Raw genomic sequence first — 14,924 nt, 5'->3', positions numbered from 1 at the left:
CATGACCGCAGGCGCCCCCGCGCAGCGAGGCGTGCCGCTGTGGCAGTTGCTGTGTCCGGTGACGGACATCGTTGCCGGGGTGCTTGCGGGGCAGTCCTACGCTGTGTTAGCAGATCGTGTGGCACCGCCGTTGCGTGCCGGTGCGCAAGCGTTGTCTTTCACAGTGCTGCGGGGCTGGGGACGTGCCCGGGCGCTGCGTGGCCTGCTTGCGCCGGGCACCCCTCCGCCTTTGGTCGATGCCTTGCTATGCAGTGCGTTAGCCCTGCTTTGGGAAGGCACGTCGTACCCGGCGCACACGGTCGTCGATCAGTGCGTGCGCTGTGCGCGCAGCCGCCGCGCCACGCAGCATCAAGCGGGGTTCGTCAATGCCTGTTTGCGCCAGTTCCTGCGTCGGCGCGAGGCACTGCAATCGCAGACCGAGGAAGTCGAGACTGCTTGCTGGAACCATCCCCAGTGGTGGATCGATTTGCTTCGGCAAGATTGGCCGCAGCACTGGCAGGCTCTCTTGCATGCATCTGTGCGGCCTGCGCCGATGGTGTTGCGCAGGAATCGTCGCCGCATCGATCAACCCTCCTTTCTTGCATCGTTGCAAGCGCTGGGGATCGACGCCCACCCTGCGGGGGACGCTGCCGTCGTACTGGATGCTCACCAGCCCGTAGTAGGGTTGCCGGGCTTTGGGAAAGGGTGGTTTTCCGTACAAGACTTGGGTGCGCAACGGGCAATTCCGCTGCTGCTGCAAGGGGATTTCCATCCCAGGCGTGTGCTCGATGCTTGCGCCGCCCCCGGGGGAAAAACGACGCATCTGCTCGAATGGCTGGATGCCGAGGTGATGGCCCTCGACATCGACCCCCAACGATGCGCCCGCGTTCGGGACAACCTGGACAGGTTGGGGCTGCATGCAACGGTGTTATGCGCCGATGCCCTCGACCCTACAGCATGGTGGAATGGCCAGCCTTTCGATGCCATCATGCTGGACGCGCCGTGTACGGGTTCCGGGGTCGTGCGCAGACACCCGGATATCCCTTGGCTCAAGCGATTGCAGGATGTGCAGACTTTGTCGCAAGTGCAGGCGTGTCTGCTGGATGCACTGTGGCCGCTGTTGCGACCGGGGGGGCGGTTGCTGTACGCGACGTGCTCGGTTTTTCGTGCCGAAGGCAGTGACCGGATCGATGCTTTCGTTGCCACGCACCCCGATGCATGCCCTATGCCTGCGCCGGGGCATTGGCTTCCCGGCGTTCCTTCATCCATGCAGTCGTGGGGCGACGATATGGCTGCGTTGAACGATGCCCCATGGGGTCACGATGGATTTTTTTATGCTGTGCTGCGGAAGGTGGCGCAAGGTGCTGGGGCTTGAGCCTTCGCTGTGCGCCTGGGCCTGGCTATGGGGGCGATTGGGGCGGTGGGGGTGCGCTGCCATGCTGGCTGGGTGCGCTGCTGTCTCGTTGGCACAAGCGTCCTCCTCCCCGTCCCCACAGGTACAACCGTGCTCCATCACGCTGGATCGGCACCAGGAAGGGTTATGGCTGTCCGCGCAGCTTCGCTTCGAGTTGTCTGCGCCCATCGTCGATGCACTCCAGCGTGGCATCGCAGTGTTCTTCGTCGCCCGTGCGCAAGTGCGCCAGTACCGGTGGTATTGGAGCGACCCCATCGTGGCCGAGGCCATGCGTTACTACCGGTTGGCGTATCAGCCGCTCACCAATCGTTGGAAGGTCCACCTGGGCTTTGGGGAAATCAACGATCCGGCGCTGGGTTCTTCGATCAGCCAAAGCTTCGATACCTTGGCGGATGCGCTGGCCATGATCCGCAACATCCCCAGGTGGAAGATCGCCGAAGGGGCCGCGCTGTCGGATACAGCCAGATACGACGTCGCTTTCCAATTTGATTTGGACACCACCCAGCTTCCGAGGCCGCTGCAAATCGGCACCTTAGGAACGTCGGACTGGGACATTTCGCTCTACGCCACGCGTTCGCTTGCGTCGCAGCCTTGAGCCTGGAAAAAGCCGTTGACTGCGCGCAAACAATGACCCATGTCCTGCATCCCGCTGAGGGTGGCGCGAACGAGCCGTCCCGCATTGCACGTTGGGCGTTGTGGGTGGGGGTGGCCTTTTTGGGCGCCGTGGGGCTGGTGTTGCTGTCTTTGCTGATTCTGGCCACCGGCAACCGCAATCTGTACGAGCCGTACTACACCCCGCTCTTTTTCGTCAATGCCATCGTCGCCCTTGCCCTGCTGGGGGTCATCGGCGGGATCGCCTGGCGGTTGGGTGCGCGTAGGCGCAGCAAGAAATTTGGTAGTCGCCTGTTGGTGCGGCTGGCTGCTGTCTTTGCGCTGGCGGGGGTCATTCCGGGAATGTTGATTTATGTGGTGTCGTACCAATTCGTTGCCCGATCGATCGAGAGCTGGTTCGATGTCGAGGTCGAAGGGGCGCTCGAAGCCGGGCTGCATCTGGGCCGCGCAACGCTGGATGCCTGGTCGGCAGAGTGGACGGCCAAGGTGCGCGCCAGCGCCGTGCAGGTTTCCGCACAACCTACGACCAGCGATGCCACCGCACCGCTGTGGATGGAGCACATCCGCGATGCTTTGGGGGCGGACGATTTGACCCTGTGGGCCGGCAATGGGCGGCCTATCGCTGCTGCAGGGCCTTTGCGTTACCAGCTCAGCCCGGAGCCACCGCCGCCGGAACCCCTGCGTATCGCTGCGACGCATGGGTTGGCGACGTGGGTCGATGGGCTGGAGGAGCCAGCGACCGCGACCGCCAGTACCCCTGTGGCCCGCATTCGCGTACTGGTGACGGTCAACGTGCGTCAGCCTGGAACCCTTCCCGGTGTGCGGTATTTGCTGGCGACCAAGACACTGCCGCCCACCTTCGTACACAACGCCCTGTCCGTCACGCAGGCGCATCGGGAGTACCAGGAACGCGCCCTGGCGCGAGAGGGGTTGCGCCGGATGTACATCGGTGCGCTGACCCTGAGTCTGTTTTTGGCCGTGTTGGGCAGCGTGCTGCTGGCGATCATGATGGGGAACCGCATCGTGCGGCCCCTGCTGCTTTTGGCAGATGGGGTGCGAGACGTGGCAGCCGGGGACTTCAGCCCCCGGTCGATGTTGCATGGCAAGGACGAACTCGACGGGCTGACCCGATCCTTTGCAGACATGACGCGCCAGCTTGCCGATGCCCGGCACGCTGTGCAGCAAAGCATGGAGCAGGTGCGTGCGGCCCATGCGAGCCTGCAAACCATCCTGGACAACCTGACTGCGGGCGTGATCGTTCTGGACGAGTCGGGGACGATCCAAACCCTCAACCCGGGCGCGAACAGAATTTTGCGCACTCCACACCCCATTCAGCCCGGAACAAGCCTGGATGATCTCCTCAGCTTGCAAGGACTGGCCGTATGCGTGCGGCAGCGGTTCGAGGCGTTGCGATCTCCACGTGAGGAGGGAGAGACCGATCACTGGGAGCAGTCCTTCGAGCTGGCGATGGGGCATGCCCTGGCGCCTGGGCACGATACGGTGACGCTGCTATTGCGCGGCGCGGAATTGCCGGGGAACCAGCAGCTCATCGTTTTTGACGATATTTCCCATGTCATCTCTGCACAGCGAACCAAGGCCTGGGCGGAAGTGGCACGGCGACTGGCGCACGAGATTCGCAATCCGCTCACCCCCATCCAGCTTTCTGCAGAACGGCTGGAACGCAAGCTCTGGGCCGATTTGGACGAGGGACAGCGGGCGATTCTGACCAAATCCGTTCGCACCATCGTCGCGCAGGTGGAAGCGATGCTCAGGTTGGTCAACGAGTTTCGGGATTACGCACGGCTGCCTGCAGCGGAACTACGGCCGACGAACCTCAACGTTTTGGTTACGGAGCTCCTTGGGCTGTATGCGCAGGAACCGTCCGGGGTGTCTGTCGTGGCAGAGCTGGATCCGGCGTGCCCGCTCATCGACGGGGATGCGCAGCAGTTGCGTCAGGTACTCCACAACCTGGTGCAAAACGCATTGGACGCCACTGCATCGGCTGGGCGCGCCGATGGAGCGCACCCTGTGGTGGTCAAAACCCAATGGCTGGGTTCCGTTCAACGAGTGCGCCTGAGCGTGCTGGACCATGGAACGGGCTTTGCTGACGCACTGCTACAGCGGATGTTCGAGCCATACGTGACGACCAAGGAAAAGGGCACTGGGTTGGGGTTGGCCGTCGTCAAAAAAATCGCGGACGAACACCGGGCGAGGGTGGAGGCGTGTAACCGCTACCGGGATGCCGAGTTGGTGGGGGCACAAGTATCATTGCTGTTCACCACAGGGCAAACAGGGCCTGCCGCGTAGGCCTTGTCCACTGTGGTGTACGACGGAAAGCGACGGGATCATGGCGAATATTTTGGTGGTGGACGATGAAGTTGGCATTCGCGACCTCTTGTCCGAAATCCTCATTGATGAGGGGTACAACGTCGAGTTGGCGCAAAACGCTGCACAGGCACGGGCTGCATGCCAACGCCAGACTCCCGATTTGGTGCTGCTGGACATTTGGATGCCGGATACCGACGGGGTGACTTTGCTCAAAGAGTGGGCAGGTTCTGGAACGCTGACTATGCCCGTCATCATGATGAGTGGGCATGGCACCATTGAAACCGCCGTCGAAGCCACACGCATCGGTGCGGTGGCCTTTTTGGAAAAGCCTATTGCGATGCACAAGCTGTTGCATGCGGTACGGCATGCGCTGGCACGGGCACAACTGCGTCAGCATATTCCGCCGACGGCGCCTCCGGCACCACCTTCCCCAGTCGTGGAGCGCCCGGTAGCCTTGCCCCAGGTTCTGGATGAAGGGACACGCACCTTTTCTTTCAACAAGCCCTTGCGCGAAGGCCGTGACGAATACGAAAAAGCGTATTTCGAATATCACCTAGCCAAGGAAAACGGCTCGATGACACGGGTTGCCGAAAGAACTGGGCTGGAACGAACCCACCTCTACCGCAAGCTCAAGCAGTTGGGTATCGATTTGTCCCGGAAACCCCAGTAGTACCCCAGTAGCACTTCTTCACGAGTCCGGGCTTTCTTGCAGCAGCGTTCTCAGCAAACGGTGACTGCTGCGTCGCTGGCGTTGCGATGCGCGATGGTGCCGATGCCGTAGACCGTTTCGCCGTATTCGCGCAAGGTCGCCATACAGGCATTGGCGTGGGCGGGGTCGATGACGAGCACCATCCCGATTCCGCAGTTGAAGGTGCGGTACATCGCCGTATCGTCGATCCCCGCTGCATCTTGCAACCAGGAAAACAATTCGTTGCGTGGCCAATGGCTGCGTTCCAGATGCGCAGTGGCATTTGCAGGCAAAACGCGGGGGATGTTGTCCAGCAGGCCACCCCCGGTGATATGCGCCAAGGCTTTGACGGGATGCCGTTCGAGCGCAGCCAGCACGCTGCGGACGTAGATGCGGGTTGGCGCAAGGATGGCGTCCCGGAAAGGGATCCTGTCGAGGGTGGCAGGGGGGGATGGCGTGCGTTCCAGGCATTTGCGAACCAGGCTAAATCCGTTGGAGTGGGCGCCACTGCTCGCAAGCCCTAGCACCACATCGCCAGGCTGCACATCGGCGCCAGTGAGGATGCGGGACTTTTCGACCACGCCAACGGCAAAGCCAGCCAAGTCGTACTCTCCATCGGGGTACATGCCGGGCATTTCTGCGGTTTCTCCACCGATCAGGGAACAGTCGGCCTGTTCACACCCTGCTGCAATGCCGCCGACGACAGTGGCCGCCGTGTCCACGTCGAGGTGGCCGCAGGCAAAGTAGTCGAGAAAGAACAGCGGTTTGGCGCCGGAAACGAGTACGTCGTTGACACTCATGGCGACGAGATCGATCCCCACCGTGTCGTGCCGGTCCCAGGCAAAGGCCAATTTGAGCTTGGTGCCAACGCCGTCGGTGCCGCTGACCAAAACAGGCTCCCGATAGTGCTTGGGCACCTCGAACAGGGCGCCAAAGCCGCCGATGCCTGCCAGCACTCCTTCACGCAAGGTGCGCCGGGCCAGGGGACGGATGCGCTCGACCAAGGCATCCCCGGCATCGATATCGACGCCGGCATCCTTGTAGCTGAGAGGGGTGGGGGAAGGTGTCATGGTGGCGATCGTCCGGCGTACCCGATTGGGGACTGTGCTGCGCGGTGGGTGGTCGGGAGTGGAAGCCAGAGATGCCTGACGTAGGCCCAGGAGGCCTTCAGGGCATGGCCCATAGAATCCAAAGATTCTAGGGTAGGACGTACGCCAAACCGTCCCAGCGTCGCAATACCCACTTGCCGTACTACTTTGTACTGTCTTGTACTGTCTGCGTGGGTATGCCTAGCCGGGGTAGTTTGGCGTACGTCCTATAGGGTACTGCTATAGATGCATTGGATTGCCATGCGTTCGAGAGTGTGGACTTGGGTTGCCGTGCTTCTGTGCCTGGGGGTACTGCTGTGGTGGCTGGCGCCCGTGCTCTCTCCCTTCGTCACCGCAGCGGTGTTGGCCTATGTATTGGTGCCGTTGACAGACCGCATAGATGCAGTAGGCAAGCGCGTCGGCGGGAAATGGTTTCCCCGTTGGGCTGCCGTCTCGTTGGTCGAGGCTTTGGTTCTGATACTGGGGCTGGCTGCAATGCTGTGGATCGTCCCCGTGTTGGTTCACCGATTGCCGCTGTTGCAGGCACAGATTCCCATCCTGCTTGACCAGTTTGTGCATAGTGTGCAGGCTATGCTTTCTGAGGCAGGGTGGCATGTCAAGCTGGATATTTCCGCGCTGCGCGTCTATATCGTCGAGCATCTGACTGCGAATGCAGCGGGTTCGCTGGGCTCTGTGTTGTCTTCCCTCCAGATTGGCGGCAGTGTGTTGTTGGCCGTGCTGGGCAACGTCATCCTGATTCCGGTTGCCTTGTATTATTTTTTGCTGGAATGGCATCCTTTGGTGAAAAAGCTGCTGGAGCTGGTGCCGACGAAGGTGCGTGCAGTCGTCCTCGATTTTGCGCGCGAGGCGGATGCGGTGCTCGGGCAGTATCTGCGTGGTCAACTGATGGTGATGGGTGTGCTGGCTGTGTACTACAGCGTGGGGTTGGCGTTGTTTGGGTTGGATTTGGCGCTGCCCATCGGGGTATTGACGGGCTTGCTCGTCGCGGTGCCCTACGTCGGATTTGGACTGGGGTTGTTTCTGGCCACGCTGGCAGGCTTGCTGGAGTTTTCGACGCAATCGGGAGCGCCCAGCGTCTGGTGGATGATTGCAGTGGTGTACGGCACGGGGCAGGTGTTCGAAAGTCTGGTATTGACGCCTGTGTGGCTGGGGGACCGTATCGGTTTGCATCCGTTGGCGGTGATTTTTACTTTGCTGACGTTTGGGCATGTGCTGGGCTTCGTGGGCGTGCTGATTGCGTTGCCCGTCAGTGCCGTGCTTCAGGTGTTGATGACCCGCTTGCGGTCGGTGTATCTGCGCAGTGCGCTGTACCGGGAGTCTTGAATGGAGCAGCTCATCCTGGACATGGGCTTGGAGCGTGTGCCCAGTCTGGACAATTTTTGGGCTGGAGCGAATGCGCCGGTCGTTGCCCACCTCCGGCAGTGGTTGCAGCGATGGAATGTGCAGGCAGGATGGGCGCCGATATATCTCTGGGGAGATCGGGGGTGTGGCAAAACCCATCTGCTGCGGGCTGCAGAGGCCTGGCTGCGCGAGCGTGGGGTACTGCTGCTGTGGATCAATCCCGTTCATCCGTCGTGGGCCTCTGTGCTGGATTGCCCGCAAGCCTGGACAGGCGTGGTGCTGGACGATGTGCATGCGTACGATGCAGCGCGGCAGCAGGTGGCGTTCCAGGTACTCGTCCACGCCCAGTCGATGGCTTTGCCAGTGCTGGCTGCGGGAGCCTGGCCCCCGGCGGATCTGCCCTTGCGCGAAGACGTGCGTACGCGTTTGGGGGGTGGGCACGTCTGGGCGCTACGTCCCCTGGATGAGGACACGTGCAAGGCAGTGCTGCACGAGCAAGCCCACGTACGTGGCATCGAGATCGATGACGGCGTCATGGATTTTCTGCTGCGCAGGTTTAGCCGCGATTTGTCGAGCATGATGGCGTTGCTCGACCGCGTGGATCGCTACGCTTTACAGACAGGCCGGTGCGTGACCATTCCCCTCGTTCGTTCGATGATGGAGCAGGCACAGGCTTGATGGATGAACTGCCTTGACTTGGCACAGATGCCCGGAACCATGATAGTCATGGTAGTTTCCCTTCCCCCCCACTCCTCTCCCGTCTGCGGGCGAGGAGTGCTTTGAGAAGCCGCTTCGCGACTTTGACTTTGACGATGCAGTTGGCACTTTTCGACCTCGACCATACGCTGATTCCCCTGGATTCCGATCATGCCTGGGGGGTGTTCACGACGAGCCTGGGATGGAATGATCCCGATGAATTTACCCATCGCAACGATGCTTTTTATGCCGACTACCGCGATGGAACGCTCGATATCGCAGCGTATGTGCGTTTTTCCACGGCGGCACTGTGCCGGGTGGGGCCGCAGCAGGCGGGCGAGGTTATTGAGCGCTTTCTGGATGAAGTCATACGGCCTGCGTTGTTGCCTGCGGCCTTGGCACTATTGGCATGGCACCGTGCGGAGGGTGCGGAAATCGTGTTGGTCACGGCGACGAACGATTTCGTCACCCGGCCTATTGCGTCTGCGCTGGGGATTCAGGAACTGCTCGCCACCCGCCTGGAACGTAGCCCTACGACGGGCTGGTTCACGGGGGAGATCGACGGCACGCCCTGTTTTCAGGCAGGCAAGGTGGAGCGCGTCTCCCAGTGGTTGGCGAGTCGGGGTTGGGGTTGGGACAGTGTCGAAACCACCTTCTACAGCGATTCGATCAACGATTTGCCGTTGTTGGAGCATGTGGCCCATCCGGTGGCGACGAATGCCGACGCACGGCTTTCGGCAGTGGCTGCAGAGCGGGGGTGGCCCACCCTGCAACTCTTTGTATGAGAAGGTTCCGAGAGGGTTGGTGTAGCAGAGGGGCATCCTGGGTATGACATCACAGTGGCAATGGAAAAACTGGTAGGACTTACGAAAAAGTGTTCCGACCAAGCGTACCGACAAAGGCAATGCATGACGGTACGGCAAGGCGGTACAACAACGTCGTGGCGGTTTTGCGTAAGTCTGAACTTTGGAGCGATTCGTAGGTTCCCGGCATGATCAAGACATTCATTCAGAAAATTTTTGGGCGTTCCCGCAATAAATTGTTGGGCAAGCGGGTGGAAATTGGCCCACAGGGACATTCGATCCGACTGGACCGTGTTGACGAGCGCGCTGTACAGGTCGTGCGTACCTTGAAAAACGCTGGCTATGAGGCTTACATCGTCGGGGGCGCTGTCCGCGATCTGATGCTGGGTTTGTCTCCCAAGGACTTTGATGTCGCGACCAATGCGACGCCGGAAGAAGTCAAAGCCTTGTTTCGACGGGCGTTCATCATTGGGCGGCGTTTTCGTATCGTCCACGTGGTGTTTGGGCGCGGACGGGATCATGAGGTCGTCGAGGTATCGACCTTTCGTGCGTATCTGGATCACGCTTCCGCAGAGCCTGTGGCAGGCAATGAAAAGACCAGTCGCCGTGAATTGGCCGGGGTGAACCATGCCGTCGATGCGACGGGCAGGGTATTGCGCGACAACGTTTGGGGGACGCAGGAGGAAGACGCTGCCCGGCGGGACTTCAGCATCAACGCGATGTACTACGACCCGGAGCGCAATGTCGTCGTGGACTACCACAAGGGGTTCGACGATGCGCGCAATCGGGTGATTCGCATGATCGGCAACCCTACAGCACGGTATCGGGAAGACCCCGTGCGTGCCTTGCGTGCGGTGCGTTTTGCAGCCAAGTTGCATGCGCTCGGGTTTGTTCTCGATCCCGGCACGGCTTCCCCATTGGCGCAGTGCCGTAATTTGCTGCGCACAGTGCCCCTGAGCCGGATGTTCGACGAGGTGCTCAAGCTCTTGCAGACCGGGCACGCGCTGGCTTCGATCGAGAAGTTGCAGGAATTGGGGTTGGCGCGGGGTATTGATCCTTTGCTGGATCTGATCGTGGAACGTGCGCAGGGGGCTTTCGTGCGGTCGGCTCTGCTCGATACGGATCGTCGGGTGGAACGGGGCAGGCCCGTGGCTCCCAGTTTTTTGCTCGCGTGCGTGTTGTGGGAGGATGTACGCGCTGGCTGGCAGCGTCGACTGGGGAGTGGACAGTCTGTGCATGAGGCCTTGCTCGCATCGATCGACGAGGTGTTCGACGCCCGTATCGGCGATGTGTCGGGACGGGGCAGGCTGGCGTCGGACATGCGCGAGATGTGGGCGATGCAACCGCGTTTTGACCGCCGTTCCACGATGGCGCCGTTGGGGTTGGTCGAACAGCCTCGGTTCCGCGCTGCTTTCGACTTTTTGCGCTTGCGTGCCGAGGTGGGGGAGGTCGAAGAAGTGCTGGTCGACTGGTGGGAGAAATTCAGCCAGGCGCACGACAGTTTGCGCCGCGACATGATCGACGAGGTACGGTTGGAACAACAACGTGGCAAACAGCCCCCGCGAGCGCGCAAACCTCGCCGTGCCGCACCGCTGCAAGATACACCAGTGGACGGGGCATCGCCGCAAGGGAGCAACATTGCCGATCTCTCTCCACCTGTAGCGGTGGACGTGTCTGCACCCATGGGTAGCGCAGAGGTTGCCGCATCCTCCGGTGTGTCTTCCGACTCCTCTTCAGGTACCGCGCCACCCAAAAAGCGCCGTCGTCGTCGCAGCCCGCCCAAACCTGCGGCGGGGGAGTTGCAGGATCGTCCGGATTGAGTGGGATGGCCTGCTGTATTTGATGGGGTGGACGTGGTTGGCGTCCTGGAATCCGTACCCTTCCCGGTCTCCGCATTTGTCGGACTCGGCGCCAACCTGGGGGACCCGGTGTGTGCGGTGCGCCACGCCGTCGCGGAATTGGCCCGGATTGCGGTGACGAGGGTCGAGCGCGTTTCCAGCCTCTATCGGACGACCCCAGTCGATGCCGCCGGGCCGGATTTCATCAATGCCGTGGCAGAGGTGCGTACCGCGCTACCCGCACTGGATTTGCTGGCGGCGTTGCACGAGATCGAACACCGATCACATCGGGTGCGTACCTATCGCAATGCTCCCCGAACGCTCGATTTGGACTTGCTTCTTTATGCGGATACCGCGCTGGCGCTACCCGGTTTGGTGGTGCCGCATCCTCGGATGTGGGAGCGGGCGTTTGTCCTGATTCCCTTGGCGGAAATTGCCCCGGAGAAGGTCAGCAACAGCCTGATGGAAGCTGTTGCAAGCCAGGCCGTGTGTCGCGTTGGCTCTGCAGAGTCGGTCTCTACCCCGGAAGCTGGCTAGGCGCCGAGAGCAATTCGCAGCGGGTGGAACCCTGCGCTGGGGTAGGAGGCGTTATTTGACGTCGATCAATTTTTCGCAAGCCTGCGTGGCGGCAGCGAAATCGAAGCTCCCCATGGCGGTAGCCAACGCTTGGAAGTCGGGGTGTTCCGGGTTCCGGTAGTGGGTGCGGATGTTGTCGAACACATCGAAGGCACGCATGTCCGACGTTTGCAACAACGCTCGCAATTCCCCCATAAGCGTTACGGTGTTGGCGGTGTTGACGATGATGGGCTCGGTGGGTTTTTCCGTAGTTGAGGTGTAGCGCCTGCTGATGCGTTCCATGACGGATTCCGTCAGAGAAATGGAGTTGCGCAAACGTACGCACAGCATATTGAGTTCTGCAGGAGGCGCGCCGTTTTCCTGGGCGTTCTTCAGGGAAGTTTCCGTTTGCAGTGCCACGGCGGCAAGGTAACTGGCTCCCACGGTTGCAGCCAACCCCTTGAGGGTATGGGCCAGTCGCGTAGCGGCAAGCAATTCTCCTTGCGCGATGCTCAACTCGAACTCGTCGGGCATGCGGCGGATGTCGCTCAGAAACGATTGCAGGATTCGTGCATACAGCGCCTCGTCTCCGCCAAAGCGTTCCAAGGCACCATCCAAGTCGACTTCATCGACTTTGGGGAGTTCGACGGGTTTGGGCCGGTTGGCCTGGACGCTGACTGGGGGTTCGTCCAGTCTTGCATCCTGCCGCGTCACCGCCAATTCCTCAGGATCAGGCTTGGCCGCAGTCAAATTGACGATCAGCGATGTGAGCTGGGAGATATTGAATGGCTTGCCTACATGCTCATCCATTCCTGCCGCCAGGCAGGCATCCCGGTCGCTGGCCATAGCATTCGCAGTCATGGCAATGATGGGGAGGTGGGTAAGCCCCAAGTCTTGCCGCAGGATGCGTGTAGCGGTGTAGCCATCCATCACAGGCATCTGGATGTCCATCAGCACGGCATCGAACAAGGAATCGGATTGGAGCGCTTCTTGCACCAGATCGACGGATTGTTGACCGTCGTCAGCGATCGTGACTTCTGCACCTCGGGAAGACAGCAATTCGCGAGCCACCTGTTGGTTGATCTGGTTGTCTTCGACAACCAGCAAACGCAAGCCCTGCAAAGGCTTCTCCGCCATTTCTGCTGGGGGCTTTTTGGGCGCTGGGGGCTGTCGACTGCTGAGGGCATCCGCCACAGCATCGAACAGCATGGATGCAGTTACTGGCTTGACCAGGTAGCCATGCAGAAGTTGCTGGTCTTCCTGCGGTCGCTGGTTGAGCATTTCCCGCCCAAAAGCGGTGATCATGATGACGACCGGTGGAGGAATGCCATGCATCCGTGAAGGTTCGCACAGCGCCAGGATTTTGCGGATCGTTGCCCAGCCGTCGAAACCATGGGCCATTTGCCAGTCTACGAACAATGCTTGGTATGGAGCTTGGCCCGAACTGAGATTGGCTTGGAAACGCTCGACGGCTTCTTCCCCATCTTCGGTGATGTCGGCATGCCAACCCAAGGACTGGGCCATTGCAGCAATGACTTCGCGTGCAGTAGGGTTGTCGTCGATGATCAGGATCTTGAGTCCACTGATCATCAATTGGCGCACGGTGCGTGGTGGTGGAACGTGGGCCGTGTCGATTTGCAGCGTGACTTCGAAACCGAAGGTGCTCCCCTGCTTGGGGACGCTGTACAGCGTGAGTTCCCCGCCCATAAGCTCAATGAGCTTGCGGCTGATCGGCAGGCCCAACCCCGTACCACCGTAGCGGCGGGTTGTTGTCCCTTCTGCCTGGGAAAAGCTATCGAAGATCGATTTTTGGTCTTCGGGAGAAATGCCGATCCCTGTGTCCCGGATCGAAAACTGCAAACGGGCTTGCGTGAGCTGGTGTTCCAGTACGCGCACCCGGATGAGCACTTCCCCGGCTTCGGTGAACTTCACTGCGTTGTTGCAGAGATTGAGCAATACCTGTTGCAGACGCAGGGGATCGCCGACCAAGGCGCGGGGCAGGCTGGGGTCGATGTCGAAAAGAACCTCGACAGGCTTGTTGCCTACAGTGGTGGAGAGGATGACGGACAGGTCGCGCAGGAGTTTGTCGATGCGGAAAGGATGGGGATCGAGCGTCATCTTGCCCGCTTCGATCTTGGAGAAATCAAGGATATCGTTGAGCAGCCCCAGCAAGGAATGCGCAGCGCTTTCAGCTTTGGTGGTGTAGTCGTGCTGACGGGGAGTGAGATCCGTGTTGTGCAAAAGCTTGAGCATTCCTAGCACGGCGTTCATCGGCGTGCGTATTTCATGGCTCATATTTGCCAAGAACTGCCCTTTGGCCAAAGTGGCCGCTTGCGCTTGGTCGCTGGCGATTTGTAGCTTGTATTCCAGGTCCTTGTTGGCCGTGATGTCAGTGCGGATGCCGATGTATTGGTAGGGCATACCGTCCTGGCCTAGCAGAGGGACGATCGTTGCGCTTACCCAGTAGTGATCTCCATTCTTTTTGCGATTTTTGATGTCGCCGTGCCACACACGGCCTTGTCCGATCGTCTGCCACAAGTCGCGGTACACGCCCTTGGCATGTTCACCGGATTTGATGATCCGGTGGTTTTGTCCGATCAGCTCGTCGGCGGCGTAACCGCTGACATCGCAGAACTTGTCGTTGGCGTACAGGATGGTGCCTTGCAGATCTGTGATGCTCACGATGGCGTGTTGATCCAGCGCGAACTTTTGATTCATCAGGTCGGTGTTCTGGCGCAACAGTCGGGCGGAAACGATGTTGAGCGCTCGTTCCAGCGCTTCGATTTCTGCAGCCTGGTACGACAGGGGCAATGTTTCACCCAGGCTTTGGTCTAAGCGGCTTGCAAAGTCTGCGGCACGGCGCAAGGCCCGCATACTCGGCCGCAGAAGCAACCACAGCAGGGCGATCGTCAGCAACATGGCGATTCCCATCGCTGTCGTTGCACGCCAGCGTATCGTCGCAGCCATGATGTCGAAGGTGTCGAGCCGGTAGCTGACACGCACCCATCCCACGGGGCTGTCGGTGTCGATTCTTTGCCAGATCATCACACTGCCGTGGCCTCCCTCAAGGAAGTCACGCTGCAACGTATCGGGTGGATGCACCTGCGAGAACGATGCTGGCCCGGTAGGCGAGGGCACGCGAATCCGTTGCTGGCCATAGCGGGCTGACCAAGCCCCCCCATGATTGACAACTTCCGCGAGAGGCTTGCCGGTGATGTCGGTAATCGAGACGGCATAGATGCCATCGACAGTCGCCAATTGGGACACGACGGATTCGATACCGTTTTCGTGCCGGTATTCGATGAAGTGCGCACTGATGGTCGCGATGTTTTTGGCGAGGGCCGCGATGCGCTGGTCGATGGCGGTGCGTTCCGCATCGACATCGACTTGGGCACGGTAGCCTCCGTATGCCAGGATGGATACGCCCATGCACGCGGAAGTCAGCAGCAATACCTGGCTTTGGAGTGACCGGGGAAGCACCCGCCGAAGCAAGTGGGCCACAGCACGCAGCAGAGGCTCAAAGCGTGGAAGCATGGAATGAGTCAAGGAAGATCGCCGCCG

Annotated in this window: 11 protein-coding genes; 9 read left to right on the top strand and 2 right to left on the bottom strand. The window is 60.5% G+C overall.

Annotated features, from left to right (window positions below; all coding sequences use genetic code 11):
* The first annotated feature begins 1 nt into the window (after position 1).
* Genes rsmB through CENROD_RS04615 form a run of 4 tightly spaced genes read left to right on the top strand, consistent with a single transcriptional unit; the run spans position 2 to position 5,003 of the window.
* On the top strand, positions 2–1,354 hold the full coding sequence (rsmB, locus tag CENROD_RS04630) for a 16S rRNA (cytosine(967)-C(5))-methyltransferase RsmB (RefSeq protein WP_022771951.1): 1,353 nt from the start codon (positions 2–4) through the stop codon (positions 1,352–1,354).
* Complete coding sequence (locus CENROD_RS04625; protein ID WP_187292336.1) at positions 1,302–1,988, top strand: DUF4390 domain-containing protein; 687 nt, start codon at positions 1,302–1,304, stop codon at positions 1,986–1,988. Before rsmB ends, CENROD_RS04625 begins: the two co-directional genes overlap by 53 nt.
* A 32-nt stretch (positions 1,989–2,020) precedes the next feature.
* Positions 2,021–4,312 carry a sensor histidine kinase gene (locus tag CENROD_RS04620; RefSeq protein WP_022771949.1) on the top strand — a complete coding sequence of 764 codons (2,292 nt, stop codon included), beginning with the start codon at positions 2,021–2,023 and terminating at the stop codon, positions 4,310–4,312.
* 40 nt (positions 4,313–4,352) lie between these two features.
* A complete protein-coding gene (locus CENROD_RS04615) occupies positions 4,353–5,003 on the top strand; it encodes a response regulator (RefSeq protein ID WP_022771948.1) in 651 nt (216 codons plus the stop codon).
* Positions 5,004–5,053: 50 nt separating this feature from the next.
* Here CENROD_RS04615 and purM read toward each other — a convergent pair whose 3' ends face one another.
* On the bottom strand, positions 5,054–6,091 hold the full coding sequence (gene purM / locus CENROD_RS04610) for a phosphoribosylformylglycinamidine cyclo-ligase (RefSeq protein WP_022771947.1): 1,038 nt from the start codon (positions 6,089–6,091) through the stop codon (positions 5,054–5,056).
* Between the two features lie 279 nt (positions 6,092–6,370).
* On the opposite strand from purM, the gene CENROD_RS04605 reads away from it, so the two are divergent.
* The 5 genes from CENROD_RS04605 (at position 6,371) to folK (ending at position 11,345) form a co-directional block, all read left to right on the top strand.
* Positions 6,371–7,453 (top strand): AI-2E family transporter, encoded by a 1,083-nt coding sequence (locus tag CENROD_RS04605; RefSeq protein ID WP_238551825.1) that lies wholly within the window; start codon positions 6,371–6,373, stop codon positions 7,451–7,453.
* Complete coding sequence (locus CENROD_RS04600; RefSeq protein ID WP_022771945.1) at positions 7,454–8,149, top strand: HdaA/DnaA family protein; 696 nt, start codon at positions 7,454–7,456, stop codon at positions 8,147–8,149. It begins immediately after the preceding gene.
* Positions 8,150–8,283: 134 nt separating this feature from the next.
* A complete protein-coding gene (locus tag CENROD_RS04595; protein ID WP_022771944.1) occupies positions 8,284–8,952 on the top strand; it encodes an HAD family hydrolase in 669 nt (222 codons plus the stop codon).
* 206 nt (positions 8,953–9,158) lie between these two features.
* On the top strand, positions 9,159–10,790 hold the full coding sequence (gene pcnB / locus CENROD_RS04590; RefSeq protein ID WP_022771943.1) for a polynucleotide adenylyltransferase PcnB: 1,632 nt from the start codon (positions 9,159–9,161) through the stop codon (positions 10,788–10,790).
* Between the two features lie 33 nt (positions 10,791–10,823).
* Positions 10,824–11,345 (top strand): 2-amino-4-hydroxy-6-hydroxymethyldihydropteridine diphosphokinase, encoded by a 522-nt coding sequence (folK, locus tag CENROD_RS04585; RefSeq protein WP_051360422.1) that lies wholly within the window; start codon positions 10,824–10,826, stop codon positions 11,343–11,345.
* A 51-nt stretch (positions 11,346–11,396) separates the two neighbouring features.
* Here the strand turns inward: folK and CENROD_RS12410 are convergent, their stop codons facing one another.
* Positions 11,397–14,897: a PAS domain-containing hybrid sensor histidine kinase/response regulator gene (locus CENROD_RS12410; RefSeq protein WP_022771941.1), complete on the bottom strand. Its 3,501-nt coding sequence runs from the start codon at positions 14,895–14,897 to the stop codon at positions 11,397–11,399.
* Positions 14,898–14,924 lie beyond the last annotated feature (27 nt).

The organism is Candidatus Symbiobacter mobilis CR, assembly GCF_000477435.1.
In the GTDB taxonomy this organism is placed as follows: domain Bacteria; phylum Pseudomonadota; class Gammaproteobacteria; order Burkholderiales; family Burkholderiaceae_C; genus Rhodoferax; species Rhodoferax mobilis.
The sequence above is the reverse complement of the archived record's forward strand: the minus strand, read 5'-3'. Positions and strand labels throughout refer to the sequence as shown.

What these genes read in the sequence shown, in the direction of transcription:
- rsmB (WP_022771951.1), top strand. Translation starts at nt 2, where the DNA reads ATGACCGCAGGCGCCCCCGCGCAGCGAGGCGTGCCGCTGTGGCAGTTG.
- CENROD_RS04625 (WP_187292336.1), top strand. Translation starts at nt 1,302, where the DNA reads ATGGATTTTTTTATGCTGTGCTGCGGAAGGTGGCGCAAGGTGCTGGGG.
- CENROD_RS04620 (WP_022771949.1), top strand. Translation starts at nt 2,021, where the DNA reads ATGACCCATGTCCTGCATCCCGCTGAGGGTGGCGCGAACGAGCCGTCC.
- CENROD_RS04615 (WP_022771948.1), top strand. Translation starts at nt 4,353, where the DNA reads ATGGCGAATATTTTGGTGGTGGACGATGAAGTTGGCATTCGCGACCTC.
- purM (WP_022771947.1), bottom strand. Translation starts at nt 6,091, where the DNA reads ATGACACCTTCCCCCACCCCTCTCAGCTACAAGGATGCCGGCGTCGAT.
- CENROD_RS04605 (WP_238551825.1), top strand. Translation starts at nt 6,371, where the DNA reads ATGCGTTCGAGAGTGTGGACTTGGGTTGCCGTGCTTCTGTGCCTGGGG.
- CENROD_RS04600 (WP_022771945.1), top strand. Translation starts at nt 7,454, where the DNA reads ATGGAGCAGCTCATCCTGGACATGGGCTTGGAGCGTGTGCCCAGTCTG.
- CENROD_RS04595 (WP_022771944.1), top strand. Translation starts at nt 8,284, where the DNA reads ATGCAGTTGGCACTTTTCGACCTCGACCATACGCTGATTCCCCTGGAT.
- pcnB (WP_022771943.1), top strand. Translation starts at nt 9,159, where the DNA reads ATGATCAAGACATTCATTCAGAAAATTTTTGGGCGTTCCCGCAATAAA.
- CENROD_RS12410 (WP_022771941.1), bottom strand. Translation starts at nt 14,897, where the DNA reads ATGCTTCCACGCTTTGAGCCTCTGCTGCGTGCTGTGGCCCACTTGCTT.